The sequence below is a fragment of the Haloarchaeobius pelagicus genome, assembly GCF_051207375.1.
Lineage (GTDB): Archaea > Halobacteriota > Halobacteria > Halobacteriales > Natrialbaceae > Haloarchaeobius.
In genome coordinates this window covers 1,185,224-1,208,470 of the sequence record NZ_JBPJZD010000001.1, presented here as the reverse complement: position 1 = coordinate 1,208,470, position 23,247 = coordinate 1,185,224, and the positions used below count along the sequence as shown (strand labels likewise).

At 65.1% G+C, this 23,247-nt stretch carries 23 protein-coding genes; 7 read left to right on the top strand and 16 right to left on the bottom strand.

Annotation, left to right across the window (positions count from 1 at the left end; genetic code table 11):
• Positions 1-8: 8 nt before the first annotated feature.
• Positions 9-473, bottom strand: coding sequence for a phosphopantetheine adenylyltransferase (locus tag ACSC1S_RS06345; protein WP_261650959.1), 465 nt, complete (start codon positions 471-473; stop codon positions 9-11).
• Between the two features lie 73 nt (positions 474-546).
• Between ACSC1S_RS06345 and ACSC1S_RS06340 the strand changes: the two genes are divergently transcribed.
• Positions 547-1,293: an NRDE family protein gene (locus ACSC1S_RS06340; RefSeq protein ID WP_435363621.1), complete on the top strand. Its 747-nt coding sequence runs from the start codon at positions 547-549 to the stop codon at positions 1,291-1,293.
• Between the two features lie 54 nt (positions 1,294-1,347).
• A complete protein-coding gene (locus ACSC1S_RS06335) occupies positions 1,348-1,698 on the top strand; it encodes a helix-turn-helix transcriptional regulator (RefSeq protein ID WP_369684406.1) in 351 nt (116 codons plus the stop codon).
• 39 nt (positions 1,699-1,737) lie between these two features.
• On the opposite strand, the gene ACSC1S_RS06330 is transcribed toward ACSC1S_RS06335, so the two are convergent.
• The 3 genes from ACSC1S_RS06330 to gatC all read right to left on the bottom strand — a co-directional run bounded on the left by ACSC1S_RS06330 (position 1,738) and on the right by gatC (position 3,867).
• Positions 1,738-2,151, bottom strand: a complete 414-nt coding sequence (locus ACSC1S_RS06330; protein WP_435363620.1) for a DUF8048 family protein — start codon at positions 2,149-2,151, stop codon at positions 1,738-1,740.
• Between the two features lie 175 nt (positions 2,152-2,326).
• Positions 2,327-3,592 (bottom strand): Asp-tRNA(Asn)/Glu-tRNA(Gln) amidotransferase subunit GatA, encoded by a 1,266-nt coding sequence (gatA, locus tag ACSC1S_RS06325; RefSeq protein ID WP_435318031.1) that lies wholly within the window; start codon positions 3,590-3,592, stop codon positions 2,327-2,329.
• Positions 3,589-3,867 carry an Asp-tRNA(Asn)/Glu-tRNA(Gln) amidotransferase subunit GatC gene (gatC, locus tag ACSC1S_RS06320; protein ID WP_435363619.1) on the bottom strand — a complete coding sequence of 93 codons (279 nt, stop codon included), beginning with the start codon at positions 3,865-3,867 and terminating at the stop codon, positions 3,589-3,591. The genes gatA and gatC overlap by 4 nt, the downstream gene beginning before the upstream one ends.
• A 273-nt stretch (positions 3,868-4,140) precedes the next feature.
• On the opposite strand from gatC, the gene ACSC1S_RS06315 reads away from it, so the two are divergent.
• Positions 4,141-5,112: a transcription initiation factor IIB gene (locus ACSC1S_RS06315; RefSeq protein ID WP_435363618.1), complete on the top strand. Its 972-nt coding sequence runs from the start codon at positions 4,141-4,143 to the stop codon at positions 5,110-5,112.
• 18 nt (positions 5,113-5,130) lie between these two features.
• On the opposite strand, the gene ACSC1S_RS06310 is transcribed toward ACSC1S_RS06315, so the two are convergent.
• Entirely contained in the window at positions 5,131-5,580 is a 450-nt protein-coding gene (locus ACSC1S_RS06310; protein ID WP_435363617.1) for a hypothetical protein, read from the bottom strand.
• Between the two features lie 98 nt (positions 5,581-5,678).
• On the opposite strand from ACSC1S_RS06310, the gene ACSC1S_RS06305 reads away from it, so the two are divergent.
• Positions 5,679-6,149, top strand: a complete 471-nt coding sequence (locus ACSC1S_RS06305; protein ID WP_435363616.1) for an NUDIX hydrolase — start codon at positions 5,679-5,681, stop codon at positions 6,147-6,149.
• Between the two features lie 288 nt (positions 6,150-6,437).
• On the opposite strand, the gene ACSC1S_RS06300 is transcribed toward ACSC1S_RS06305, so the two are convergent.
• The 4 genes from ACSC1S_RS06300 to ACSC1S_RS06285 all read right to left on the bottom strand — a co-directional run bounded on the left by ACSC1S_RS06300 (position 6,438) and on the right by ACSC1S_RS06285 (position 11,501).
• Positions 6,438-8,606 carry an RICIN domain-containing protein gene (locus ACSC1S_RS06300; protein ID WP_435363615.1) on the bottom strand — a complete coding sequence of 723 codons (2,169 nt, stop codon included), beginning with the start codon at positions 8,604-8,606 and terminating at the stop codon, positions 6,438-6,440.
• Between the two features lie 418 nt (positions 8,607-9,024).
• Positions 9,025-10,104 (bottom strand): asparagine synthase C-terminal domain-containing protein, encoded by a 1,080-nt coding sequence (locus ACSC1S_RS06295; RefSeq protein WP_435363614.1) that lies wholly within the window; start codon positions 10,102-10,104, stop codon positions 9,025-9,027.
• Positions 10,101-10,787 (bottom strand): PHP domain-containing protein, encoded by a 687-nt coding sequence (locus ACSC1S_RS06290; RefSeq protein WP_435363613.1) that lies wholly within the window; start codon positions 10,785-10,787, stop codon positions 10,101-10,103. Before ACSC1S_RS06290 ends, ACSC1S_RS06295 begins: the two co-directional genes overlap by 4 nt.
• Before the next feature lie 141 nt (positions 10,788-10,928).
• Positions 10,929-11,501 carry a DoxX family protein gene (locus ACSC1S_RS06285; RefSeq protein ID WP_435363612.1) on the bottom strand — a complete coding sequence of 191 codons (573 nt, stop codon included), beginning with the start codon at positions 11,499-11,501 and terminating at the stop codon, positions 10,929-10,931.
• A gap of 347 nt (positions 11,502-11,848) precedes the next feature.
• Between ACSC1S_RS06285 and purL the strand changes: the two genes are divergently transcribed.
• Both purL and ACSC1S_RS06275 read left to right on the top strand, forming a co-directional pair.
• Positions 11,849-14,005, top strand: coding sequence for a phosphoribosylformylglycinamidine synthase subunit PurL (purL, locus tag ACSC1S_RS06280; protein WP_435363611.1), 2,157 nt, complete (start codon positions 11,849-11,851; stop codon positions 14,003-14,005).
• A 149-nt stretch (positions 14,006-14,154) separates the two neighbouring features.
• Positions 14,155-14,727, top strand: coding sequence for a HalX domain-containing protein (locus ACSC1S_RS06275; RefSeq protein WP_435317976.1), 573 nt, complete (start codon positions 14,155-14,157; stop codon positions 14,725-14,727).
• A gap of 54 nt (positions 14,728-14,781) precedes the next feature.
• On the opposite strand, the gene ACSC1S_RS06270 is transcribed toward ACSC1S_RS06275, so the two are convergent.
• Positions 14,782-15,081, bottom strand: a complete 300-nt coding sequence (locus ACSC1S_RS06270; RefSeq protein WP_435363610.1) for a hypothetical protein — start codon at positions 15,079-15,081, stop codon at positions 14,782-14,784.
• A 7-nt stretch (positions 15,082-15,088) separates the two neighbouring features.
• A complete protein-coding gene (locus tag ACSC1S_RS06265) occupies positions 15,089-16,948 on the bottom strand; it encodes a PAS domain-containing protein (protein ID WP_435317978.1) in 1,860 nt (619 codons plus the stop codon).
• Between the two features lie 289 nt (positions 16,949-17,237).
• On the opposite strand from ACSC1S_RS06265, the gene ACSC1S_RS06260 reads away from it, so the two are divergent.
• Positions 17,238-18,386, top strand: a complete 1,149-nt coding sequence (locus ACSC1S_RS06260) for an NAD(P)/FAD-dependent oxidoreductase (RefSeq protein WP_435363609.1) — start codon at positions 17,238-17,240, stop codon at positions 18,384-18,386.
• A gap of 21 nt (positions 18,387-18,407) precedes the next feature.
• Here ACSC1S_RS06260 and ACSC1S_RS06255 read toward each other — a convergent pair whose 3' ends face one another.
• The 5 genes from ACSC1S_RS06255 to ACSC1S_RS06235 all read right to left on the bottom strand — a co-directional run bounded on the left by ACSC1S_RS06255 (position 18,408) and on the right by ACSC1S_RS06235 (position 23,226).
• Positions 18,408-19,598, bottom strand: coding sequence for a GNAT family N-acetyltransferase (locus ACSC1S_RS06255; RefSeq protein ID WP_435363608.1), 1,191 nt, complete (start codon positions 19,596-19,598; stop codon positions 18,408-18,410).
• Between the two features lie 92 nt (positions 19,599-19,690).
• Positions 19,691-20,836, bottom strand: a complete 1,146-nt coding sequence (locus tag ACSC1S_RS06250) for a pyridoxal phosphate-dependent aminotransferase (RefSeq protein WP_435363607.1) — start codon at positions 20,834-20,836, stop codon at positions 19,691-19,693.
• 2 nt (positions 20,837-20,838) lie between these two features.
• The gene (locus tag ACSC1S_RS06245) at positions 20,839-21,327 is read right to left on the bottom strand and encodes an Lrp/AsnC family transcriptional regulator (RefSeq protein WP_261650938.1); all 489 of its coding nucleotides are present in this window, start codon (positions 21,325-21,327) and stop codon (positions 20,839-20,841) included.
• Between the two features lie 81 nt (positions 21,328-21,408).
• Complete coding sequence (locus ACSC1S_RS06240) at positions 21,409-21,903, bottom strand: hypothetical protein (RefSeq protein ID WP_435363606.1); 495 nt, start codon at positions 21,901-21,903, stop codon at positions 21,409-21,411.
• Between the two features lie 69 nt (positions 21,904-21,972).
• On the bottom strand, positions 21,973-23,226 hold the full coding sequence (locus tag ACSC1S_RS06235) for a S8 family serine peptidase (RefSeq protein ID WP_435363605.1): 1,254 nt from the start codon (positions 23,224-23,226) through the stop codon (positions 21,973-21,975).
• Positions 23,227-23,247 lie beyond the last annotated feature (21 nt).

The window sequence follows — 23,247 nt, the reverse complement described above, 5'->3', positions numbered from 1 at the left end:
AACGGGCCCTATGATGGCGCGGCTGCGCCGTGTTCGTCGACCTCACCTTCGACGATTCTGGTCGACGAGAGCCGTTCACCGTCGGCGTCGCGGACGAACGGGGAGACGACCACGAGGAGCTGGTTCAGGTCGTTCTCGCGGCGAGTCTCGTTGATCTCCTCGGTCTCGGGGTACGTCTCCGGCGAAACGACCAGGGCATCGAGGTCCTGTTCGGTCGCGGCGAAGGCGTCCTCGGACGCGATCTTCCGTATCTCTATCGGGCGGCCCCACAGGTTCATATCGGTGAGTTCGCGCTTGAGCACTCGCTCGCGTGTCTCGAACGACGGGACGTCCCGGTCCCGGGACTCCGACGCGAACGCGTCACTCGTCAGTCCGACCACGACGCCATCGGTCCCCAGTTCGAGTGCGGTCTCGAAGAGTCGTCGGTGGCCATCGTGAACCGGTCCGAACGTACCCGCGACGGCAACTCGCATAACACGTTCTGTAGGGAGTGCAACGACATACAGCTACCGGGCGTTTTTGTCGTCTCCCGCCGTAGCAGGGGCCGTGTGTACCCTCACCATCGCCTGGCGTGTGTTCGACGAACCCGTCGTCGTGGCGGCGAACCGTGACGAACTGCTGTCGCGGCCGGCACGCCCCCCGAGCGTCGTCGAGAGAGACCCCGTCGTCGTCGCCCCCCGCGACGAGCAGGCCGGTGGCACCTGGATCGGCTGCACCGACCAGAACCTGTTCGTCGGCGTGACGAACCGCTGGGTCGACGCCGACCTCGCCGGTGAGCGCTCTCGCGGCCTACTCGTCCGTGATGCCCTTCGACAACCGGGTGCCACGGCCGTCAGGGACCTCGTCGAGGCCGCCGTCGCCGACCACGAGTACCAGGGCTTCAACCTCGTCGTCGCGGACCCCGACGACGCCTTCCTGTTCGAGTGGGACGGCGAGCTCACCACCACGGCGCTCGACCCCGGTGTCCACGTCGTCGTCAACACCGGTGCCGACGACAGCTTCGAGATTCCGACGCACCGGGCCGACATCGCACGCCAGCAGGCGGACAACGCCCGGGCCGTCCGTGCGGAACTCCACCCCCGCGACGGTGAGACGGCGTTCGAGTGGCGCGAGCGTGCCGCGGCCGTCCTCGGTGACCACGACTTCGGTGTCTGCGTCCACGACCCCGACGGCCGGTTCGGCACTCGCTCGTCCTCGCTCATCGTGCTCGGCGACACCATCGACTACCGCTGGGCCGACGGCCCCCCGTGCGAAACGGAACACGAACCGGTGGACCTCGAAGGGCAGTTTTAAGCGAGTAGACACACGTGTTACGGATGTGATAGCCATGCCTACGACGACACGGGGGTGTTCGCAGTGAGCGTCGCCGAGGAGGACCTCACAGAGGAGGAGCTGGCTGGCCTCGAACTCGTCCGCGAGACCGGCGGTATCCACCAGAGCGACTTCTGGAAACAGCTCGACGTCTCCTCGCGCAAGGGATCGCGCATCGTCGAATCCCTCGTCGCGAAGGAGCTCGTCGACCGTGAGGAGACCGTCTACAACGGTCACAACACGTACTTCATCCAGCCGGTCGCCGCGGACCTCGAGTTCTCACTGCTCATGGCCGGTGACATGCTCTCGCCGTTCATCGGTGAGGAGGAGGCCGACCCGCAGAGCGACGCCTTCACGCAGTGGATAATGAACCTCGCGTACCAGTAGCGAAGACAGCAGAACCAGTTCTCCGGTTTCCGATCCGTTTCAGGCAGTCGGGTGTGCTCGTTCGATCAGCACGAACGGGTCGCGTTCCCGGTTGTAGTACCCGACGTCACCGTCGATAGCTTCGATTATCCGGCGGTGAACCTCGCGGGCTGCCCGGCCCTCGTCGGGACTGAGATTGTGGTTCTCGCGGAGCCGTCGCCAGAACGACCCGTCGAGCCAGAACAGCGTCTCGTCGTTCGACTGGAACACTTCTTCTCCCTGTTCGGTCAGTGTGTCCGGGCCGAGCCCGCGCCCCGACAGCTGTGCCCGTGCGAGGACCGCGACGAGCTGGCGGCGCGAGACCGGCGCGTGGAGGGCCACCTCGTCGATGAGGTCGCCGTAGTAGTCCTCGACGAGGTCACAGGCTCTGGAGAACTCGTCGAACTCGACCTCTGTGTCTTTGGCTATTCGCATCGGTAGATCCCCCGGTCACCCGTCGTCGACCAGTAGTTATCGATTGTATGGCAAATATCCGCATAACTGTTGTGGTTACTTTCGTATCCAGGCAGGAATGGAAGAACGTGAACCGCCCGGGGTCGAGGCCCGAAGCACTCGGTCCCCCCCCTGTAGACCGTGGGTCGAGACCGGCTCAGGCCAGCGCGCTGCCGGCCCGGATGATGGTCTCTTCGTCGAACTGCTTGCCGACGAGCTGGAGGCCGACGGGGAGGCCGTCGGTCTCGCCCGCAGGCACGGAGATGGCCGGCAGGTTAGCGAGGTTCACCGGCACCGTGTTGGCGTCGGCGAGGTACATCTTCAGCGGGTCCGAGAGAGACTCGCCGAGTTTCATCGGCGGGACGGGCATCGTGGGCGAGGCGAGCACGTCGGCGTCCTCGAAGGCCGCGTCGAAGTCCTGTTCGACCCAGGCACGTGCGTCCTGCGCCTTCTTGTAGTACTTGTCGTGGTAGCCGGCGGAGAGGGCGTACGTGCCCAGGAGGATACGGCGCTTGACCTCGGGGCCGAAGCCCTCCTCGCGGGCCTTGCCGAAGACCTCGTTCCAGTTGCCGTCGTAGCCACCCGAATGCCCGTAGCGGACGCCGTCGAACCGGGCGAGGTTCGAGGACGCCTCGGACATCGCGATGACGTAGTACGCCTGCACGGCGTACTCGACGGACTCCAGGGAGACCTCGTGGTACTCGGCTCCCTGGGCCTCGAGTTCGTCGAGGGCGGCGTAGAACTGCTCCTTGACGCCCTCGTCGGCACCCTCGACGAGTTCGGTCGGGACGCCGATGCGGAGGCCGTCCACGTCGCCGTCGGCCGCGGCGGCGTAGTCCGAGTCCGCACCCTCGTCACGGGTCGTCGCGTCGCGGTCGTCGGGACCCGCGATGACGTCGAGGAGTTCGGCGGCGGATTCCACGTCGGGGGCGATGGGACCGATCTGTTCCAGGGAGTTCGCGTAGGCGACGAGGCCGTAGCGCGAGACCAGCCCGTAGGTCGGCTTGATGCCGACGACGCCACAGAACGCGGCGGGACAGCGGATGGAGCCACCGGTGTCGGAGCCGAGTGCGAGGTCGGCTTCGCCCGCGGCGACGGCAGCGGCGGAGCCACCCGAGGACCCGCCGGGGACGCGGCCCTCGGCGGCGGGGTTCTCGGTCGGGCCGAACGCGGAGGTCTCCGTGGTCGTGCCCATCCCGAACTCGTCCATGTTGGCCTTCCCGACGATGGTCGCGCCTGACGCCTTCAGTCGGGAGACGACGGTCGCGTCGTACGGCGGGACGTAGTCGTCGAGCATCGCGGAGCCACAGGTGGTCCGGACGCCCTCGGTCGAGATGTTGTCCTTGACGGCGACGGTACGGTCGGCGAGGGGGCCCTCGTCCGCGCCCTCGATGGTCTCCTCGGTGATGAAGATCTGGCTCATGAGACGTTCGGTCCTTTGAAGAAGCCGTCTTCGGTCTCCTCGGCGTTACGAAGCGCGTCCTCACGGTTGAGGCACTCGCGTTCCTCGTCGGGACGCATGACGTTGACAAGGTCGGCTTCGTGCTCGACCTCGGGTACCTCGTCGAGTGCGTCGAAGTACTCGAGGATGTCCGCGAACTGCTCGGCGAACTCGTCGACCTCGTCGGCTTCGAGGTCGACGCGTGCCAGGTCCGCGACGTGCCGGACATCCTCTGGACTGGCGGACGTGTCGCTCATGGTCGACCAGACTGGGTTCGCCCGAGTAAGGGTTTCGATACGGGGGCGGAGACGACGGTTCGACCATCACGAGCGACCCGGAGAAGAACAGACAACTAGTTCTTCGTTCTATCATATCCCCCCGTCGTTACCGCTTTCACGAACCTTGGTTTCTAATTCACAGAAAAATAGTGCATTTCCCCTAACTGTTTTGGCCCAAGAACTTAAGTCGCCGAGCACACAACAGATACTACAAGCGCCCGTTCTCGACCCCATTCGCTGACATCCCCCACCATGACTGACACGAGTATCCGACGCCAACAGACAGACGAGAGCCGAGCGAGCAGAACAGAGACGACAGAGACAGAGGAGACCGAAACGGTCTGCCCCGAGTGCAGCGGGAAGCTCGTCGCCGACAGCGAACACGGCGAAACGGTCTGTACCGACTGCGGGCTGGTCGTCGAAGAGGACAACGTCGACCGCGGGCCGGAGTGGCGCGCGTTCGACTCGAAGGAGAAAGACGAGAAGTCCCGGGTCGGTGCCCCGACGACCAACATGATGCACGACCAGGGCCTCTCGACCAACATCGGCTGGCAGAACAAGGACGCCTACGGCCGCCAGCTCAGCTCCAACCAGCGCCAGAAGATGAAGCGGCTTCGTACCTGGAACGAGCGGTTCCGGACCCGCGATTCCAAGGAGCGCAACCTGAAGCAGGCGCTCGGCGAGATCGACCGCATGGCAAGTGCGCTGGGCCTCCCGAAGAACGTCCGCGAGACCGCCTCGGTCATCTACCGCCGCGCACTCGCCGAGGACCTCCTCCCCGGCCGGTCCATCGAGGGTGTCTCGACGGCCTCGCTGTACGCAGCCGCCCGCCAGGCGGGGACCCCGCGCTCGCTCGACGAGGTGACCAACGTCTCCCGCGTCGAACGCGACGAGATAGCCCGCACCTACCGCTACGTCGTCCGGGAGCTCAACCTGGAGATACAGCCCGCAGACCCCGTGAGCTACGTGCCGCGCTTCGCCAGCGAACTCGGTATCTCCGACGAGGCCGAGCGACGGGCCCGCCAGCTCCTCGAGACGGCGAAACAGCAGGGGCTGCACTCGGGCAAGTCACCGGTCGGACTCGCCGCGGCCGCGGTGTACGCGGCCTCGCTGCTGGCCAACGAGAAGGTAACACAGAACGAGGTCAGCGACGTGGCGAACATCTCGGAGGTCACCATCCGCAACCGGTACCACGAACTGCTCGAGGCCGAACAGCCCCTCTAACTCGAGCGCGCCACTGCGTCACCGATAGTCGGCGTCAGTCCGGAACCGGTCTTTTCCGTAATCGTACAACCCGACCAGCGACAGCACCACCGTCCCGAACACCGCGACCCAGAACCCCACGAGGATGAACAGGTCGTCGCGCCCGCCGGCACAGTTCTCGACCGGCGTTCCGTCGATTGGGTACAGTTCGCCCTCGTACTGCACGGTCCGGTTCGCCAGCTCCTCCCGGTACTGCTCGGGTTCGACGAACGCGGTCCGGTTCTCTTCGACGACCGTCTGGACCGCCTGCTGGACCGGCCCGGACAGGTTCCCGGCTTCGACGACGGGCCGGTCGTCGGCGACGCTCCGGTTGACGTCGATAGCGTAGTCCACGTCGCACTCCTCGGGCGTCGTCAGCCCGACCCCGACGATGACCACGCCGAGGAGGAGGACTGCCGCCCCGACCGCGTAGAGGTACCGAAATCGCACGTTCGAATCGCCGGGCCACGGCGATAAAGGCGTTCCGTCACGGGACACCGGGACCCGGGACCGACGCCTACAAGCCCACCCGGTCGGACCGTTCCGCCATGGAGACGACCCGCCACTTCGTCGCGACCGTCTACGTGGTCCACGACGGTGCGACGCTGCTCCACGAACACGAGAAGCTCGACATGTGGCTCCCGCCGGGTGGCCACGTCGACCGGGCCGAAACGCCCCACGAGGCCGCCCTGCGGGAGACCCGCGAGGAGACCGGCCTCGACGTGACTCTCGTCGCCCCGGAAGGGAACATCGAGTCCGACACCGTCCGGTCCATCCCGCGCCCACAGCACTTGCTCCTGGAGGACATCAACGTCTGCGACGGCCAGGTCGGCCACCAGCACGTCGACCACATCTACTACGGCGAGGCCGCCTCTCGCGACCTCGACCCCGCGCCGGGTGAGACGCCAGCCGACGCCTGGGAGTGGTTCACCCCGGACGACCTCCGCGACGCAGCGGGCTGGCTGGAACCGGACGTGGTCGAGATCGGCCAGCGCGCCATCGAGACGGTCGGCGGCTGAATGCGAATCGATGGAGACAACAGCTCCCCAGACATGGCAGCTAATTAATTGGAATTATCTTATAATAGGGCGAACCGGTCGAACGCACGTTTTGGTTCCGCGAATCGTTTCCCGCGTAAATACGAGGATCGCTATATTCTCCACGCAGGCAGTGAAACAGTGAAAAAGCGCTACGTCTGCCGATTCACCACGGCCGGATGCGCGCAAGACCTGCGGTCTTGCGAACGGGCTCAGAAGTCGGAGACTTCTGGTGTGCCCGCCAACGCAGTCCGGCGACGTGGGAGGCGGTCACTCAAGTCTCACCAGACGCCAGCGCTGGTTGACATTATCGCGCCAGTCATACTGTTGGACGTCACCGCCAGAGCTGGTCGAGTAATCCTCGACTTCCAAGACTTTGTTAGAGTTGGCATTGCGAATGCGATACTCGTCATCACCGACGTCGTAGAAATACCATCGCTGGCTGTCTCCGCCGTGCCAGCCCCACTGATGGATAGTCGTACCGTTGAGGTCATTGTCATAATCGTCGAACCAGTCAAGCGTGTCCTCGACATCAACGACCTTGTTAGTGTAGTCGTTCACCATGCGGTACTCACCATCACCGAGGTAGTCGATATGCCATTTCTGCCAGGGGGCGTCGGCCCAACCCCACTGGAGAATATTGGTACCCTCGTCCGACGAGGTCCCATCGATGTCGAGGACTTTCTCCGAGTTGACGTTGACAATCTTGTAGAGTCCTTCCTCGATGGGCTTTTGGTCAGCGAACACGAGCTTCCAGCGCTGGTTGTCACCACCGTGCCAGTCATACTGTTGGATATCAGCGCCATCCCCGGTTGAGGCACCCTCGACATCCACGACCTTATTGGAGTTGACGTTGCGAATCCGGAACTCGTCATCACCGAGCGGGTCGATGTACCATTTCTGGTTGGCGTCGTCCTCCCACTCCCACTGATGAATGGTCTTGCCGTTATCTTTGGATTCGTCCTTAACGTCGAAGACCTTGTCGGAGTGCTTGGCGACAAACCGGTACTGGCTGTCACCGAGGTAGTCGACTTGCCACCGCTGGTTCGCCCCGCCGCTGTACTCCATCTGGTGGAGGTTCGCGCCGTTGTCGTCGCTGAGGTTCTCTATGTCCAGTACCTTCCCCGACTTGACGTTGACTATCTTGTATTCACCCTCTTGGACGGATTTTTTTCCGGTGGGTCTGATCCGCCACCGCTGGTTGGCGTAGTCGAACCAGTCCATCTGTTCGACATTCTCGCCGTTCTCGGTTGAGTTAACAGGGACCTGCATAACCATACCACTGTGTTCATTGACAATCCGATAGTCACCGCTATCTTGAGGATGGATCTCCCACTTCTGGTTTTCGGCGTCATTCCCATTCCACTCCCACTGATGAATGTTTCCACCCCTGTCCGTCGAGAAGCCCGCTACGTCCGCGACCTTCCCGCTGTGCTGTGCGATGAGACTATACTTGCCATCCCCCTGGTATTCGACCTTCCACTTCTGGTTTTCACCGCCGTGGTAGTCCCACGTGTGGATGTTCGAGCCGTTGTCGTCGGCGAAGTCCGCTACGTCCAGTGCCTTCCCCGACCTGACGTTGATGATCTTATAGATCTCCTCGTCGATAGTTCGTATCCCAAGTGGCAAACCTTCGAAGAGCTTCTTGACTTTGAACATCACCTGGGAGGTGGAGTAGCCACAGTGAGAACTCACGACGTCGGTTACATCGATTTCCTCTAAGTTGGACGGCGTGTCACCAATCGTTCCATGGCCCATGGCAAGGTCGAGGGTCATGTCACCGTAGAATTTTCCGAGGAATCCGTCGCGAAGACTGTAGAAATTATACGCTGACTCAACCGCATTATCGACCGCACCGTACCACTCGCCGACTTGTATGTCCCCTCCGAAAATCCCCCATTCGGGTATTTTCGAGCACGCGTCAGCATCTACGGCCGCACCGAACAGTGCCAATGTCTGGATTTTCTTGCCTTGTTGCCGAAGCTCTTCGAGACACGTCAGCGAAGCGCGTGCACCCATCCCATGACCAATTATATTGATGTCGGTGTCTGGATTGGTGTCCATATATCCGTCCAGCCAGTCACCGAGAATCCTTCCTACTCCTTTGCTAGCATCCATACCGTCCATCCACCATCCATCAGCTTCCCACTTGTACCCGACTACCGGATGCGGGTAATTCTCCTGGTCGAGCCGATATTTGGCCTCAAATGCAGCTTCCTCGTCATAATTGTGCCATCCACCGATGTAAATTGTCAATTCCGACGGTCCCTCTGGGAAATTTCCGGTAGTCTCTACGTTAGGGTCTTCGCCAGTCCCTTTGTTCTCGATCATCGGGAAGCTGCTCGGCGCATCAACATCACCTAAATCACAGAAAGTACCAGGAGTTTTATCAGGACTGGTCGCAGCCGCGGACCCACTGAACGCCGTGAGCCCCGTCATCGAGGTTACTCCTGCGAGAGTACCCTTCAATAAGTTACGTCGATTCAGCGTTCGGTTCCGGTTTTCCGTACTAGTTGCCCGCCGTTCATCATCTCCACCTGGGTCGTCATTTTTCACCATGACTGTAGCTCAAAGTAAACAGCCACCAATGATGATTGTATTCCGTTACGTGGGGGTACAACCAAGTTGGGGGGGGAGAGACACATGTTAGGGGGGGACGCAATGAGGTTACGTCCCCTGTTAGCTATCGTGATGACTCTCCGTGGAGCGGGAGAGCTTCGACATGGACATCGGTGGTTTCCCGCGCTTTACGCCTAGTTCTGACGGTCGAAACCGACGCTAACCAGCGATTCACCAGCGACCAGTCGACCATCTTTGCCAGCGTCTTTCGAGCATCCCAGTCGGTTCCCGGCGCAGGTCAGAGCCGCGATTCGACGTACTGCGTCACGTGGTCGTCCATCCGGCGCTTGAACCCGGCCTGTCTGGCGAGCCGGTCGAGTTCTCGCGCCACCAGGCTCCCGTACTGCACCGCCTTCTTCTCCTGGAACGCGACCGTATCCGGGAGCCATTCCCGCGCCGCCAGCCGAAGCGCCTTCTTGCGCTCGCCCCGCTCGTCGACGAGCAGTTCGCCGGGCAGTCTGAGCGCCGCATCCACCACCGAGTCGTGCAACAGCGGCGCGACCGGTTCGACACCCGCGTCGCGGAGCGCGAGCACGTCGCGTTCGAGCTGGTTCGGCAGCGTGCCCATCATCTCGCGGGCCGCCCCACGCACCGTCGAGGCCTCGACCCGTGGGTCGTCCGGTGCCTTCGCGACCTTCGCGTACCCACCGAACAGTTCGTCCGCGCCCTGTCCGACCGCCAGCCGGTCGAAGCCGTCGGCGGCGACGCGCTCGGCCACCAGATACAGCGGCAGGGCGATGCCGACGTCCATCGCGTTCGTCCGCCCGATCGCCTGGGCCACGGTCGGAACCGCCGCGTCCAGCCGCTCGGGCGTCAACTCGACGACGGTCAGGTCGACGTCCATCGCGGCCGCGGCGCGTCGCGCCTGGGTCACGTCGTGGCTCTCCGGGAAGCCAACCACGTAACACGGCCCGTCGACCAGTGTGGCGACCAACGCGGAGTCGACACCACCGGAGAAGGCGACCGCCGTCCGACCGTCGTCCGGGAGTGTTTCGGCACTCTCTGCAATCGCATCCCGGACCCTGGCGACGGCTGCACGTCTGTCTGTCACCGGGACAGGAGTAGGGAGCGCCCACTGCCGTTGCTCGCCGTCTGCTGTCACATGGGTCCCTGGCTCGACCCGCTCTGGCGAGGCCAGTTCGCCCGGGTCGAACGCCCAGTCATCCGTCTCGGAATCGCAGAACAGCGGGTACCGCCCGAGTACGTCCCGCACGAACTCGCCGTCGACCGAACCGGCGAACCCGGCGGTCCCGGGGAGTGGGTCACGAGTCTCGATGGCGCGGCGAACGACGGTGGGGTCCGTCCCCTGGAGCGTCACAGGAGGAACTCCTGCAGCCGGTTCTTCACGCGGCGTTTCGCGCCGCTGGCCGCCTGCTGGAAGCTGATTCGCCACGGCGTCCGCTTGCCTTCGACGGACGTGCGCCCCTCACGAATCGCCTCGAGGATGGCGTCAGAACTCTCCTCGTTCGCGCCCACACGCGTCACCGCCTGGCCCACCATCTCGCTGATGTGGGCGTCACTCCCGGCCGTCATCGGGAGCCCGTAATCCTCGGCGAAACGTTTCGCCTGTCGGTTCGACCGACCGGTCAGCAATCGCGAGTTGTACACCTCGATGGCGTCGGCGGTCGCCAGCTCCTCGCGGGTGATGTTCTCCATGACGCCACTCCGTGATTCCTGGAACGGGTGGGGAACGACCGCGATACCCCCTCGCTCACGGATGTAGTCGAGTGACTCGTCGAAGGGCATCCCCATCGGCACCTTCTCCTCGACACCCAGGGCGAGTACGTGCCCTGCGCCAGTCGTCACCTCCATCCCGGGAATCCCGATGAGCCCGTACTCCGGGGCCTTCCGAACGGCCTCCAGGCTCGCGTCGATCTCGTCGTGGTCGGTCACTGCCAGTGCGTCGAGGCCGACCGCTGCGGCCTGCTGCAAGAGCAGGTCTACAGGGTCGTGACCGTCGTACGAGAGCGCAGAGTGGCAGTGCAACTCGACCGATAGCACGGGTGGTGGTAATGGTGGGTGGGTCAAAAGCAACTCGGTATCCTCGCTTCTCGGCACTTCGGGCACAGCAACGCCCGAACAGCGAGTGTCAGAACAGGAAACAGACGACAGGAAAAGACAGGAGAACCGATTCCCCCGGTTTCAGCCGAGGATGTAGTCGAGTCTGGGGTACTTCTCGATGAGCTTCTGCCCACCGATCTCGTAGTTCTCGATGAGGGTGTCCAGGCCGAGGATGCGCCCTGCACCGAAGGCCGCGACGGCCAGGAACACGAGCATGTACGCGAAGTCGCCGTTGATGATGCCGTGTTCGATGCTCCAGTTCCCGAAGTAGAACATCGCCATCATGAGCGCCCCGAAGAACGCTGCGAGGCGGACCATCGCGCCGACGAGCAGTCCAAGACCGATGAACAGCTCACCGTAGGGCACGGCGATGTTCGCGAACTCGACGAACCAGGCCGTCTCGCCCATCCAGACGAACATGTCAGCCAGCGGGTTCCCGTTCGCCCCGGCCGCGTGCACGAGGTACCCGCTCGAGTTGAACCCTTCAGCGGCGAAGACCTTGTCCCAGCCCGCGTGCAGGAACGCGTAGCCCATCATGAGGCGCAGCGAGAGCACGAACCACGCGCTCAGGCTGTGTGCTTTGCCAGTGACGGTGATGCCGCCCAGTTTGCTCTCGAAGGTGTTGCTTCCGGTCGTGTAATCGTTGGTTGCCATCGTAATCGTCCTCTTACATCTCAAGAGACGACCGGTATCAACATATAAAGAGCGCGTAATTCTCGGTTCTACAGAACTGAGAACTGGCCACAGAATAAGACCATAATCGATAGACAGCGTCGACCTACTTGGGCAGACGCCATGCTAATGAAACGCGTGATTCGATGTGTCATTCTACGTAGCTGGGAACGTTCATCGCGGCGCTTCGGCGGGGCAGATGCGCGCGAGACCCCCAACGAAAATCGACGCTGACGGACGAAGGCCACGGCGAGACGGCACCACCCGAGAGTATCCACGAACGTGCACATGGAAACGCATTAGTCGGGTGGGTATCGACATGAGGGTGAATGAGCCTCGCCGATTCCGACCGCGAACTCATCGAGGACAAACTCGGGCGTGCCCTGACACCGGCGGAGGCCACGCTCTTCGAGAACCTCTGGAGTGAGCACTGCGCGTACCGGTCGTCTCGACCACTGCTGTCCGCCTTCGAGAGCGAGGGCGACCAGGTCGTCGTCGGGCCGGGCGACGACGCTGCCGTCGTCGCGCTGGACGACTCGACGTACATCACGATGGGTATCGAGTCCCACAACCACCCCTCCTACGTCGACCCGTTCGACGGCGCGGCGACCGGCGTCGGCGGTATCGTCCGCGACACGCTGTCGATGGGCGCGTACCCCATCGCGCTGACCGACTCGCTGTACTTCGGCGACTTCGACCGCGAGCACTCGCGCTACCTGTTCGAGGGCGTCGTCGAGGGCATCAGTCACTACGGGAACTGTATCGGCGTTCCGACCGTCGGCGGGAGCGTCGACTTCCACCCCGACTACGAGGGCAACCCGCTGGTGAACGTGGCCTGCGTCGGCCTGCTCGACGCGGACCGCCTCATCACGGCCGAGGCACAGGAGCCGGGCAACAAACTCGTCCTCGTCGGCAACGGGACGGGTCGTGATGGCCTCGGCGGTGCCTCCTTCGCGAGCGAGGACCTGAGCGAGGACGCCGAGACCGAGGACCGCCCCGCGGTCCAGGTCGGTGACCCCTATACTGAAAAACTGCTCATCGAGGCGAACGAGGTCCTCGTCGAAGAGCACCTCGTCGAATCGGCCCGCGACCTCGGCGCGGCCGGCCTCGGCGGTGCCTCCAGTGAACTCGTCGCCAAGGGCGGTCTCGGGGCACGAATCGAGCTCGAACGTGTCCACCAGCGCGAACCGAACATGAACGCGCTGGAGATCCTCCTGGCAGAATCCCAGGAGCGGATGGTGTACGAGGTCACCGAAGCGAACGTCGAGCGCGTGCGTGAGGTCGCCGAGCGCTTCGACCTCGGCTGCTCGGTCATCGGCGAGGTGACCGACGGCGACTACGTCTGCACGTTCGACGGCGAGGAGGTCGTCTCGGTCGACGCCGAATACCTCGGCGACGGTGCACCGATGAACGACCTGCCTCACGAGGAGCCGCCGGTCCCCGAGACCGACCTGCCCGACGTCGACCTGCCCGAGGCGTTCGAGGCGGTCGTCGGCAGCCCGACCACGGCGTCCAAGCGCTGGGTGTACCGCCAGTACGACCACGAGGTCGGCAACCGGACCAGCGTGCTGCCGGGCGACGATTCGGCGCTGGTCGCGGTCCGCGAGGCCGGCCAGGGTCTCGCCCTGTCGGCTGGCTCGGACCCGCTGTGGACCGAGTGTGCACCCTTCGACGGGGCTCGTGCGGTCGCGCTGGAGAACGCGACCAACATCGCGGCGAAGGGTGCGACCCCGCTCGCCGCGGTCGACTGTCTCAACGGCGGCAACCCGGAGAAGCCCGACGTGTACGGCGGCTTCAAGGGCATCGTCGATGGGCTCGCGGAGATGTGCGCCGATCTCTCGGTACCAGTGGTCGGCGGGAATGTCTCCCTCTACAACGATTCGCCGTCCGGACCCATCCCGCCGACGCCGACGCTCATGATGGTCGGTACCAGGGAGGGCTACGACGCGCCGCCGATGCACGCCGCCCCCGAGGGTGAACTACTGCTCGTCGGCGACCGGACGCTCTCGGCGGGCGACGAGTTCCGCCTCGGCGGCTCCGAGTACCTCGCACAGGCCGGTGGCAGCGACCGCTTCCCGGAACTTCCGGAGAACCCCGCGGACTTCGTCGCCGCACTGGCGGACGTGGCCGACGCCGAGCACGTCGAGGCGGTCCACGACGTGAGCCACGGTGGGCTCGCCGTCGCGCTGGCGGAGATGGTCCACGCCGATGCCGGCCTCTCGGTCGAGCTTCCGGAGAACGGTGGGCTCACGTCGCGTGACGAGCAGACCGGCCTGCTGTTCCACGAACAGCCCGGCCGCGCCCTCATCCAGACGACCGAGCCCGAGGCGGTCCGAGAGGCCTTCGACGGCGTCGCCCCGGTCGAACACATCGGGTCGGGCATGCGCGATGGGGTCCTCGAACTCTCCGTCTCGTGGACCGACCTCAGATACGACGCAGACGAGATCGCGACCCTCCGCGCTGTCATCGAAAACGAACTCGCGTAAGTCCGCCCCCGCGGCTGTTTCTCTCCACGACGGGCACGTTGCCTGTCAGGTCAGATTCGTGTGGTTATCACCGATTGCACCCCCGTCATCTACTTATACACCAAGTATCAATGACCCTATCATGCAGACCTACGTGGGTGGTCTGGGCGATGGCTGAGGGTCCAGTCGCACTCATCGTCGAGGACGAACCCGACCTCGCCAACCTGTATGCGGCGTGGCTGAGAGACGCGTGTACCGTCAAGACGGCGTACAACGGCCAACAGGCGCTCGAAGCCATCTCGGAAGAGGTCGACATCGTCCTGCTCGACCGGCGGATGCCCGGCCTCTCCGGCGACGAGGTCCTCTCGACCATCCGCGACCGCGAACTCGACACCCGCATCGCGATGGTCACGGCGGTCGAACCGGACTTCGACATCATCCAGATGGGCTTCGACGACTACCTCGTCAAACCCGTCTCGAAGGACGACCTGCTCGAGATCATCGACCAACTGTTGTTGCGCTCGACCTACGACGAGCAGATACAGGAGTTCTTCGCGCTCGCCTCGAAGAAGGCGCTGCTCGACTCCCAGAAGACGGAAGCCGAGCTCCGGGCGTCGGAGAAGTACTCGCGACTGGAGGACCGCCTGCACGTGATGCGCGCCCAGATCGACGAGACCATCACTGAACTGTCGGACCACGACGCCTACCGGCGCGTGTGCCAGGACCTGGCGCGGACTGACTGACTGATTCTTCTCGTCGGTGCCGTTTTCGAGGACTCGAGTTCGTCCGTGACCAGCTTACCGGTCCAGCAATTCTCGAACGAACAGCCGCGAGTAGCTGATGGCCATCGCGAGGCACACACTGCCCCCGAAGAAGAGGACTACGAGCCAGTACACGTTTCCTCTGAATTCCTGCATCCACGGACAAAGCCACGACGCTCGCGAACTCACGAATCCACACGAGAAGGGGTCACCGGGCGTGAGGACGTACGCGCCGACCAGTACCGACGCGACCAGCACCGGAATGGTGACGAAACCGAGGACGTGCTCCCACAGTCGAGGGGAGTCTGCCTGCTCGGAGCCGTCGTCTCCCGTCATCGAACACTCACTGCCGCGTGACTTCGAACGTCACCAGCCCCGTCAGGGAGAACTGCGTGCCGCCGGCCTGGCCGGTCGACACGTCGACCTCCCAGCCGTGGGCCTCTGCGATTTCGCGGGCGACGGCCAGCCCGAGCCCAACGTCGTCGGACTCCGCTGTCGTCGCGGGTTCGAACACCCGGTCGAACTCCGTCTCGGGTATCTTCTCGGCGTCGTCGAGGATATAGAACCCGGTCGGTCGGCCCGTCGCGTCGTCCTCGATGGGGCCGATGCGGACCGTCGCCATCTCGTCGCCGGCCCGGGCGCAGATGTCGTTGAAGACGGTCTCGAGCATGTGGACGAATCGGTCGCGCTCGGCCCGCAGCCTGCCCTCGAACTCGAGGTAGACCGTCATGTCCTCGGCGATGGAGGCGTCGAGGGCGTCGGCGAGGGCGCTCTCGAAGTCGACCGAGGAGCGCGAGCCGATGGAGGTCTGGTCCCGGGCGAACTCGAGGATGTCGTCGACCAGCTCCTCGGCGCGGGTCAGCGTCTCGGCCGCGTCGGCCTCTTCCTTGCCCTGGAACTCGCTCGCCACCGTGTCGAGGTGCGATTGCAGGTCGTCGGAGAGGATGTTCGCGACCGCCCGCAGACGTTCGGATTGCCGGGCGAGACTCTGCTTTCTGTCCTGGAGCAGTTTCTCGCGTTCGGCCCGGTCGAGGGCGGCCTCGGTGTTCGAGGCCAGCAGCGACATGAGTTCGAGGTCGGTCTCGTCGAAGCCGTCGACCTGGGTCGACCCGGTCATCATGACCCCGTGGGGGCCAATAGGGACGATTATCTCGCTGTTGAGTGGCGTATTGGGATTGTAAACCCCGTCGACCGCGGTAAGGTCGTCGAACACCTGGGCCTCGCCCTCGCGGTAGATGTCCCACACCAGCCCTTCCCCCTCGTAGAACTGCGGGAGGCCGCCGAGTTCGGTGTGGGCGTCCATCGTGGCCGCCATGGGGTCGAGGACGCCCTGTTCGTCGTTGATGAGCCAGACCCCGCTGATCGGCAGGTCGAGCATCTCGCCGGCGGCGTGGACCGCCACGGAACAGATCTCGGCGGCGTCCTCGGCCTGGAACAGCCAGCGCGTGACCTCGTGGAGCGACCCGACCATGCGCTCGTACTCGCGCTGCTCGGTCACGTCCCGGATGACGCCGGCGACGCTTGCTTGCCCCTCGCCGAGGGCGACCATCCGCATCTCACCGACGCGTTGCTCGCCGTCGGCGTTGGTGAACTCGAGTTCGAACCGTGAGTGCCGGGCGTTGCCGGACTGTATCTTCCCGATGGCTTCGCCCATGGCCATCGCGCCCTCCGCGTTGATGGAGGCGAGTTCGGGGAGGCGGCGGATGGGTTCGCCCACCAACTCGTCCCGGGTCGCGCCCATCGTGGTCTCGATGGCCTCGTTCACGCTGGCGATGCGGTTCTCGTCGTCGACCGTGATGACGCCGTCGTGGACCGCCTCGACAACCCGGGCGTGCTGGGCGAGTTCGTTCTCGCGGTCCTTGCGGTCGGTGATGTCCCGGAGGTAGACGGAGAGTCCGGACGGCGCGGGGTACGCCCGCGCCTCGAACCAGGTGTCGAGCGGGTGGTGGTACACCTCGAAGGAGACCGGCTCTTGCGTCTCCATGGCCTGGTGGAACCCCTCGGGGAACTGCGTCTCGACCGTCTCGGGGAACTCGTCCCACATGACCCGCCCGATGAGGTCGCTGCGAGAGCGCTTCAGCATCGACTCGGCGCGGTCGTTGATGTAGGTGAACCGCCACCCGGTGTCGAGTGCGAAGAACGCGTCACCGACACGGTCGAGGATGGGGAGCGAACGCTCCGTCGTCCGTGTCCGGTCGTTCATGTACCGACCTCCGGACCCGCCGTCCGGCGGCCTCGCAGGAACTCGCTTTGCTCGCTCATGCAATCACCCACCGTGCCGAAAATCGAGAGCAACCTGTCGATGGTGGCGAATGCATGGCTGAGCGACTGTGCCGTACTACGCAATAACCCTATTTACCTTTCGTGGCCGATGTCACATGCCCCCGACGGAGAGCGAGGCGTCCGCTCCGGCCTCGTCGCCCTCGACTGGACAGTCGTGCCGACGGCAGGCAGGCGGGAACGGTTAACACCCGACACCGCGTGGGTGGGTTATGAACGTAGTCGTCATCGGCGGCGGAATCGTGGGCCTCGCCACCGCCTACTCGCTCGCCGACCGTGGCATCGACGTGGTCGTCTGCGAGAAGGGCAGTATCGGCTCGGGCAGCACCGAACGCTCGGCAGGCGGTATCAGACACCAGTTCTCGACGCGGGTCAACGTCCAGCTCTCCCGCGAGAGCGTCCGCGTCTGGGAGTCGTTCGAGGAGGAGTTCGGCATCGACATCGCCTACCGGCGTGCGGGGTACCTCCTGCTCGCGCGCGAGGAAGCGACGGCCGAGGCCTTCGCGGCGAACGTCGAGATGCAGAACGAGGAGGGGGTCGACAGCCGACTCCTGAGTCCGGAGGAGGCGAGTGAGGTCTGCCCGGAACTCGACGCCGGGAAGTTCCGGGCCGCGACGTTCTGTCCGGCCGATGGCTTCGCGGACCCGCACCTCGCACTCCAGGGGTTCTCGCAGGCCGCGACCGAGGCAGGCGCGGAGATACGCACCAAGACGGCGGTCACGGCTATCAGACGCGAGGACGGCGAAGTGGTCGGCGTGGAGACACCGGATGACAACCTCGACGCCGACTTCGTCGTGAACGCGGCGGGCCCATGGGCCGGACGAATCGCCGAGATGGCCGGCCTCGACCTCCCCGTTGCCCCACGGCGGCGGCAGGTCGCCGTCGTCGACCCGGAGACGCCGGTCCCGGACGACGTGCCGCTCACCATCGACCTCGACACGGGCTCGTACTTCCGGCCCGAACGCGAGGGGAGTGCCATCGTCGGCGGGCACTTCGCTGCGGAGGACCCCGACGTGGACCCCGATGGCTTCGACGGGAATGCCGACCTCGACTGGATGATTGACGCGGTCGAACACGCCGCGGACTACGCCGGCTACTTCGGCCCAGAGACCAGAATCAAGCGCGGCTGGGCGGGCCTGTACGCCGTGACGCCCGACCACCACCCGATACTTGAAGAGACGATACCGGGGTTCGTCAACGCCATCGGCTTCTCGGGCCACGGCTTCCAGCACGCCCCCGCAGTCGGCCAGATCATCACCGAACTCGTCTGTGACGGCGAGGCGTCGCTGGTCGACATCGAGCCCCTGTCGAGCGACCGGTTCGACGCTGGGGAGTTGCACGACGAACAGAACGTGGCATAGCGCGTCAGCGACGCGGCCGCCTCAGAAGGAGTCCCGGCAGAAGACGGTCCGCGGCGGGAACAGTGCGGCAAGGTCTTCGCGGGCAGGCCGGGGCGCGTCGATGCCGGCCGTTTTCACCAGTCGAGAGAGGGGCCTGTAGCCGATGACGAGCTGTGAGAGTGCCGCGATGTCGAGGGTCACGTCGGGGGCTGCATCCGTCGAGGTGCAGGTTCCCGTGCCATCCTCGACGACGAGTTCGAACCGACCGTGGTTCCAGTCCGCGAGCGGGTCCTCGACATCGAAGACGAGGCTCGTCTCGATACCCGACGGGTACGGGATGGTCTCCAGCGCGTCGACCACGTCCACGACGCGAACCATCGGGCCAGTCTTGCGTCTCGCCGTGACGTTCTGTGGGTCGTCGACCAGGTCGAGGAGGACCGGGTCGGGGTCGGTGTGCAGGGTCACGGTCGAGACCTGCGAGTCGTGGGAGTAGATGAAGCGAAGACAGTGCAGGAAAGCCTCGTGGTCGACCGCGCCGAGTTCCCAGCCGGCGAACGTCTTGTCGCCGTCGTCGGATTCGATCTTGTAGTTGACGTAGCCCGCGACCTCGCCGTCGCGCTCCCAGCCGTAGACGTAGGGGTCCGAGCCCCAGCCCTCGAACCAGTGGTGACGCCACCAGTCCTCGGTGCGGTCGATGGAGAGGTCCTCACCTGCGGTCATCTCGCGGTAGACCGCGTCGACGGCTTCCCAGTCGTCGCCGTCGAGTTTGCGGAACCGCCCCTCGTCACCGACGTCGGCGACGACGTCCGCGAGCACCTCGGGGTCGAACTCCAGCTCGCCCCGGTGGTTGGTCGTGTCCCAGCCGTACTTGCGGTAGAAGCTGTACTTGAACGGCCAGAGCGCGGAGAGCGGTGCGCCCCGCTCGCGGTACTCTTTCAACGAATCGAGCAGCATCTGGCGGACGTTCCCGTCCCGCCGGTACTCGGGCGGCGAGGCGACCGCCGAGAGGCCCGGCATCTCGATGTCGACGCCGCGCCATGTCGTCTCGAACCAGTAGTGCCGGCAGACACAGAGTACGTCGTCGCCGTCGTAGAGGGCGCGGTCCGCCCCGAGCGTCCAGTGGTCGGCCTCGGGGTCGAACTCGTCCGGCTCCTGGTGGGGTCTGAACGCGTAGCTCGTGTACGCGTGGAAGACCTCGCGGTCGTCCGGCAGAAGTGGGCGATAGTCGGGCATGGGTGAGAAGTCGCTCCCCAGCGTGAAGAACGTTCCCGGAGTATGACAGGAGGGGCATAGCAGGCTGGAGAACCCGAACCCCCGCCGCGGCCTCACTCCGAGACGAACGCCTCGATGCGGTCCATCGCCTCGCGCAACTCGTCGAGGCCGGTCGCGTAGGAGACGCGCAGGTGGCCTTCGCCGCTCTCGCCGAAGGCACTGCCCGGGACCGCTGCGACGCCCTGCTCCTTCAGCAGGGCCTCGGCGAACTCCTCGGACGTGTAGCCGTCGGGCACCTCTGGGAAGACGTAGAACGCCCCACGCGCCCGGAAGCAGTCGATGCCCATCTCCTCGAAGCGGGAGAGGACGAACCGGCGACGCCGGTCGTACTGGTTCACCATGTACTCGACCTCGTCGTCACAGCTCCGGAGCGCTTCCAGCGCGGCGTGCTGGGCGGTCGTCGGCGCGGACAGCATGACGTACTGGTGAATCCGGTTCATCGCGGTGATGGCTTCGGGCGGGGCCATCGCGTAGCCGAGCCGGAGCCCGGTCATCGCGTAGGCCTTCGAGAAGCCGTTGAAGACGACGGTGCGCTCGCGCATGCCCTCCAGAGTCGCGATAGACGTGTGGTCGTTCTCGTACTGGAGGTCCGCGTAGATCTCGTCGGAGATGACCGTCAAATCGTGTTCCCGGGCGAACGCCGCGATGGGTTCGAGGTCGGATTCGGTCATGACCGCCCCGGTCGGGTTGTTCGGGTAGCACAGCATCAACAGGTCGGCCTCGTCGGCTCCGGCCGACTCCAGTGCCTCGCGGGTCAGTTTGAACTCGTCTTCCTCTTTCGTCTGGATGCGGAGCGGTTCCCCGCCGGCGAAGATGACGCCGGGGACGTACGAGATGTACGCCGGTTCGACGACCGCGACCGTATCGCCCGGGTCGACCAGCGCCCGCAGGGCCACGTCGACGCCTTCGCTGACGCCCGTCGTGACCAGAATCTCCTCGTCCGGGTCGTAGTGCTGGTCGTACAGCTTCGCGACGTGTCGCGATATCTCCTCGCGTAGCTCGCGCTTGCCCCGGTTGGCGGTGTAGCTCGTCTTCCCGCGTTCGAGGGCGTCGATGGCCGCGTCGCGGGCCGCCCACGGCGCAGAGAAGTCGGGTTCACCGACACCCAGCGAGATGACGTCGTCGCGCTCCTCGGCGAGTTCGAAGAACTTGCGGATGCCCGACGGCGGGACCGAGGACACCCTGTCTGAGACCTTCATGGTCACGGTGAGACGGAGAGGCGGTCGTCGTCGTCGCCGTCACCGAAGGTGACACCCCGGTCCTTGTACGTCGTCATGACGTAGTGGGTGACCGTCTGGGTGACCTCTGGCACGGGTGCGACCTTCTCCGAGATGAAGATGGAGACGTCGTGCATCGACTCGTCTTCGACCTCCATCAGGAAGTCGTAGTCGCCGCTGACGAGCCGCAGGGTCTTCACCTGCGGGAAGCGCGCGATGCGCTCTGCGATGTCCTGGTAGCTCGTCTCGCGGTCGAGCGTGACGTTGAGTTCGACCGTCGCGCGAACGAGTTCGCGGTCGGTCTCGTCCCAGTCGACGATGGCCTGGTAGCCACGGACGACGCCCTCGTCTTCGAGCGCCGCGACCGCTGCTGCTACCTCCTCCTCGGTCATGTCGGTCATCCGGGCGAGGTCCGCCGTCGTGTGACGAGCGTTCTCCAGCAGCAGTTCGAGCAGGTCGTCCCGTGCGCTCATACTACCCAACACCACGTGGGTGCCTCAAAAGCGTTTCTTCACCGTCGCGCTTCGCCGGTGTGTCGAACCTGCCGCGGGTTCTCAGTAGTTCTTGAACAGGTGTGCTCGCACGTCGTCTTTCGTCTGGACGTACTCGGTCGTCCCGTCGGGCATGTCGACCTCGTACCGGGCGTCCTCCTTGCTCGCCTCGCGCCACTTGTCCTCGTGGGTGTCCATGAGGTTCATCATGGCGTTGAGGCGGTCCTCGCCACTGTCCGGGGTCGAGTCGGTGGTCGAGCCGCCGTCGGCTTCGGCGGTCGCGTCCTCGTCCGAGTCCGCGGCCGAGACCGCTTCCGCGGCTTCCTGTTCCTCATCGGCGTCGTCTTCGTCACTCGACCAGTCGACCTCCTCGGTCTGGGCGGGCGACGCCGCGGCCCCCTCCATCTCGAGGTCGATGTCGTCGCCGTCGTAGTTGTCGATGAGGTACTGGAGCGCGTCCTGGGGTCTGACGTGTCCGTACCGAACCTCGGCCTGTATCTCGCTTCGGACCGATTCGAGGAACGCCTGCTGTTCCGGAGAGATGGTGAGTTCGGGCATAGGCGAACCCTCGGGATGGTGGGTAATAAGCGTGGACCTCTCCACAGGGTCGCCGGCAGGGAGCCGGTGTCACTCTCCGGTGTGACAGCGCGTCCCGTCGCCGGTGCCGTCGTCACTGGAGTCGTAGCCCAGTGCTGCCGCCACGTCGAGGAGGCCGGCTCCCTGCTCATCGCTCGCCAGCCCGAGGTCCTCGGCGGTCGTGCCGAGCCGGTCGACAGCCTCGGACGGCGAGTACCCGGCGGCGAGCAGCTGTGCGACAGCCCCGGTTGCGTGGGGTGCGGCCATCGACGTGCCATCGCGGACGCCGTACCCGTCCACGAGGGACGAGCAGACGCCCTTGCCGGGAGCCGCGATGTCGACCGCCGGACCGGTCGAGGAGAACGCGGCAATCTCGTCCTCGATGTCGGTCGCGGAGACGGCGACGAACTCGTCGTAGGCTGCGGGGTAGCCCACCGAGTCCGGCTGGCCGCGGTTGCCGGCGGCCGCGACCAGCAGGACCCCTGCGGCGCGGGCGTACTGCCCGGCGGCCTGCAGCGCCGGCGACGGCTGTGCCGACCCGAGACTCAGGTTCACCACGTCCCAGCCCTGGTCGGCCGCGTGCCGGATGGCCCCGACGATATCGGAGGTTCGGCAGCCACCGCCCGCCCCGCACACCTTCAGCGCGTGCAGCGTCGCGTCCGGGGCGACGCCGACGACACCCCCGTCACTGGCGGCAGCGGCGACGGTGCCGGCGACGTGGGTGCCGTGGCCACCGTCGTCCGACCACGGGTGGGTGCAGTTCTCACCCCGGCACTCCGCCCACGCCCGGTGGTTCCCGTCGTCCGAGGGGTCCGCGAGGTTCGCCTCGATGTCGGGATGGCTCGCGTCGATGCCGCTGTCGATGATACCCACGTGGACCCCCTCACCCGTCGCTCCCTCGCCGTGGGCCACGTCGGCGTCGACGCGGTCGATGCCCCACGGGAGAATCTGGTCGCCGGCCGTGACGCGGTCACTGGCGGCGTCGCCGGGAGTCGAGTAGAGCGAAAGCGTCCGGTCGGGCTGGACGAACGCCACGTCCTCGCGGGTGCGCAGTGACTGGCTGCTGGCCTCCGAGTAGGCCCCCACGATGAGCGTCAGTGGGGAGTCCCCACCGAGTTCGATGCGCTCGTGGTGCACGTCCGAGACGGACGCGGCGGCGGTGGCAGCGTCGGCCTCCCGCGCACCGACGATGTAGCGGTCCATCCGGTCGAGGACGACGGCACCCAGCCCGACGAGGACGCCGCCCGTCGCGGCGCTCGTGAGCAGGTCGCGGCGTGACCATCCCTGGGTGTCTCTCTCGTTCATGGTCGTGAGGTGTTCCGGTCG

Bases quoted from the DNA above. Each gene is read 5' to 3' on its own strand.
- purL (WP_435363611.1), top strand. From the start codon at position 11,849: ATGAGCCTCGCCGATTCCGACCGCGAACTCATCGAGGACAAACTCGGG.
- ACSC1S_RS06245 (WP_261650938.1), bottom strand. From the start codon at position 21,327: ATGAGCGCACGGGACGACCTGCTCGAACTGCTGCTGGAGAACGCTCGT.
- ACSC1S_RS06275 (WP_435317976.1), top strand. From the start codon at position 14,155: ATGGCTGAGGGTCCAGTCGCACTCATCGTCGAGGACGAACCCGACCTC.
- ACSC1S_RS06260 (WP_435363609.1), top strand. From the start codon at position 17,238: ATGAACGTAGTCGTCATCGGCGGCGGAATCGTGGGCCTCGCCACCGCC.
- gatA (WP_435318031.1), bottom strand. From the start codon at position 3,592: ATGAGCCAGATCTTCATCACCGAGGAGACCATCGAGGGCGCGGACGAG.
- ACSC1S_RS06330 (WP_435363620.1), bottom strand. From the start codon at position 2,151: ATGCGAATAGCCAAAGACACAGAGGTCGAGTTCGACGAGTTCTCCAGA.
- gatC (WP_435363619.1), bottom strand. From the start codon at position 3,867: ATGAGCGACACGTCCGCCAGTCCAGAGGATGTCCGGCACGTCGCGGAC.
- ACSC1S_RS06250 (WP_435363607.1), bottom strand. From the start codon at position 20,836: ATGAAGGTCTCAGACAGGGTGTCCTCGGTCCCGCCGTCGGGCATCCGC.
- ACSC1S_RS06285 (WP_435363612.1), bottom strand. From the start codon at position 11,501: ATGGCAACCAACGATTACACGACCGGAAGCAACACCTTCGAGAGCAAA.
- ACSC1S_RS06270 (WP_435363610.1), bottom strand. From the start codon at position 15,081: ATGACGGGAGACGACGGCTCCGAGCAGGCAGACTCCCCTCGACTGTGG.
- ACSC1S_RS06235 (WP_435363605.1), bottom strand. From the start codon at position 23,226: ATGAACGAGAGAGACACCCAGGGATGGTCACGCCGCGACCTGCTCACG.
- ACSC1S_RS06265 (WP_435317978.1), bottom strand. From the start codon at position 16,948: ATGAACGACCGGACACGGACGACGGAGCGTTCGCTCCCCATCCTCGAC.
- ACSC1S_RS06240 (WP_435363606.1), bottom strand. From the start codon at position 21,903: ATGCCCGAACTCACCATCTCTCCGGAACAGCAGGCGTTCCTCGAATCG.
- ACSC1S_RS06305 (WP_435363616.1), top strand. From the start codon at position 5,679: ATGGAGACGACCCGCCACTTCGTCGCGACCGTCTACGTGGTCCACGAC.
- ACSC1S_RS06345 (WP_261650959.1), bottom strand. From the start codon at position 473: ATGCGAGTTGCCGTCGCGGGTACGTTCGGACCGGTTCACGATGGCCAC.
- ACSC1S_RS06300 (WP_435363615.1), bottom strand. From the start codon at position 8,606: ATGACGGGGCTCACGGCGTTCAGTGGGTCCGCGGCTGCGACCAGTCCT.
- ACSC1S_RS06315 (WP_435363618.1), top strand. From the start codon at position 4,141: ATGACTGACACGAGTATCCGACGCCAACAGACAGACGAGAGCCGAGCG.
- ACSC1S_RS06255 (WP_435363608.1), bottom strand. From the start codon at position 19,598: ATGCCCGACTATCGCCCACTTCTGCCGGACGACCGCGAGGTCTTCCAC.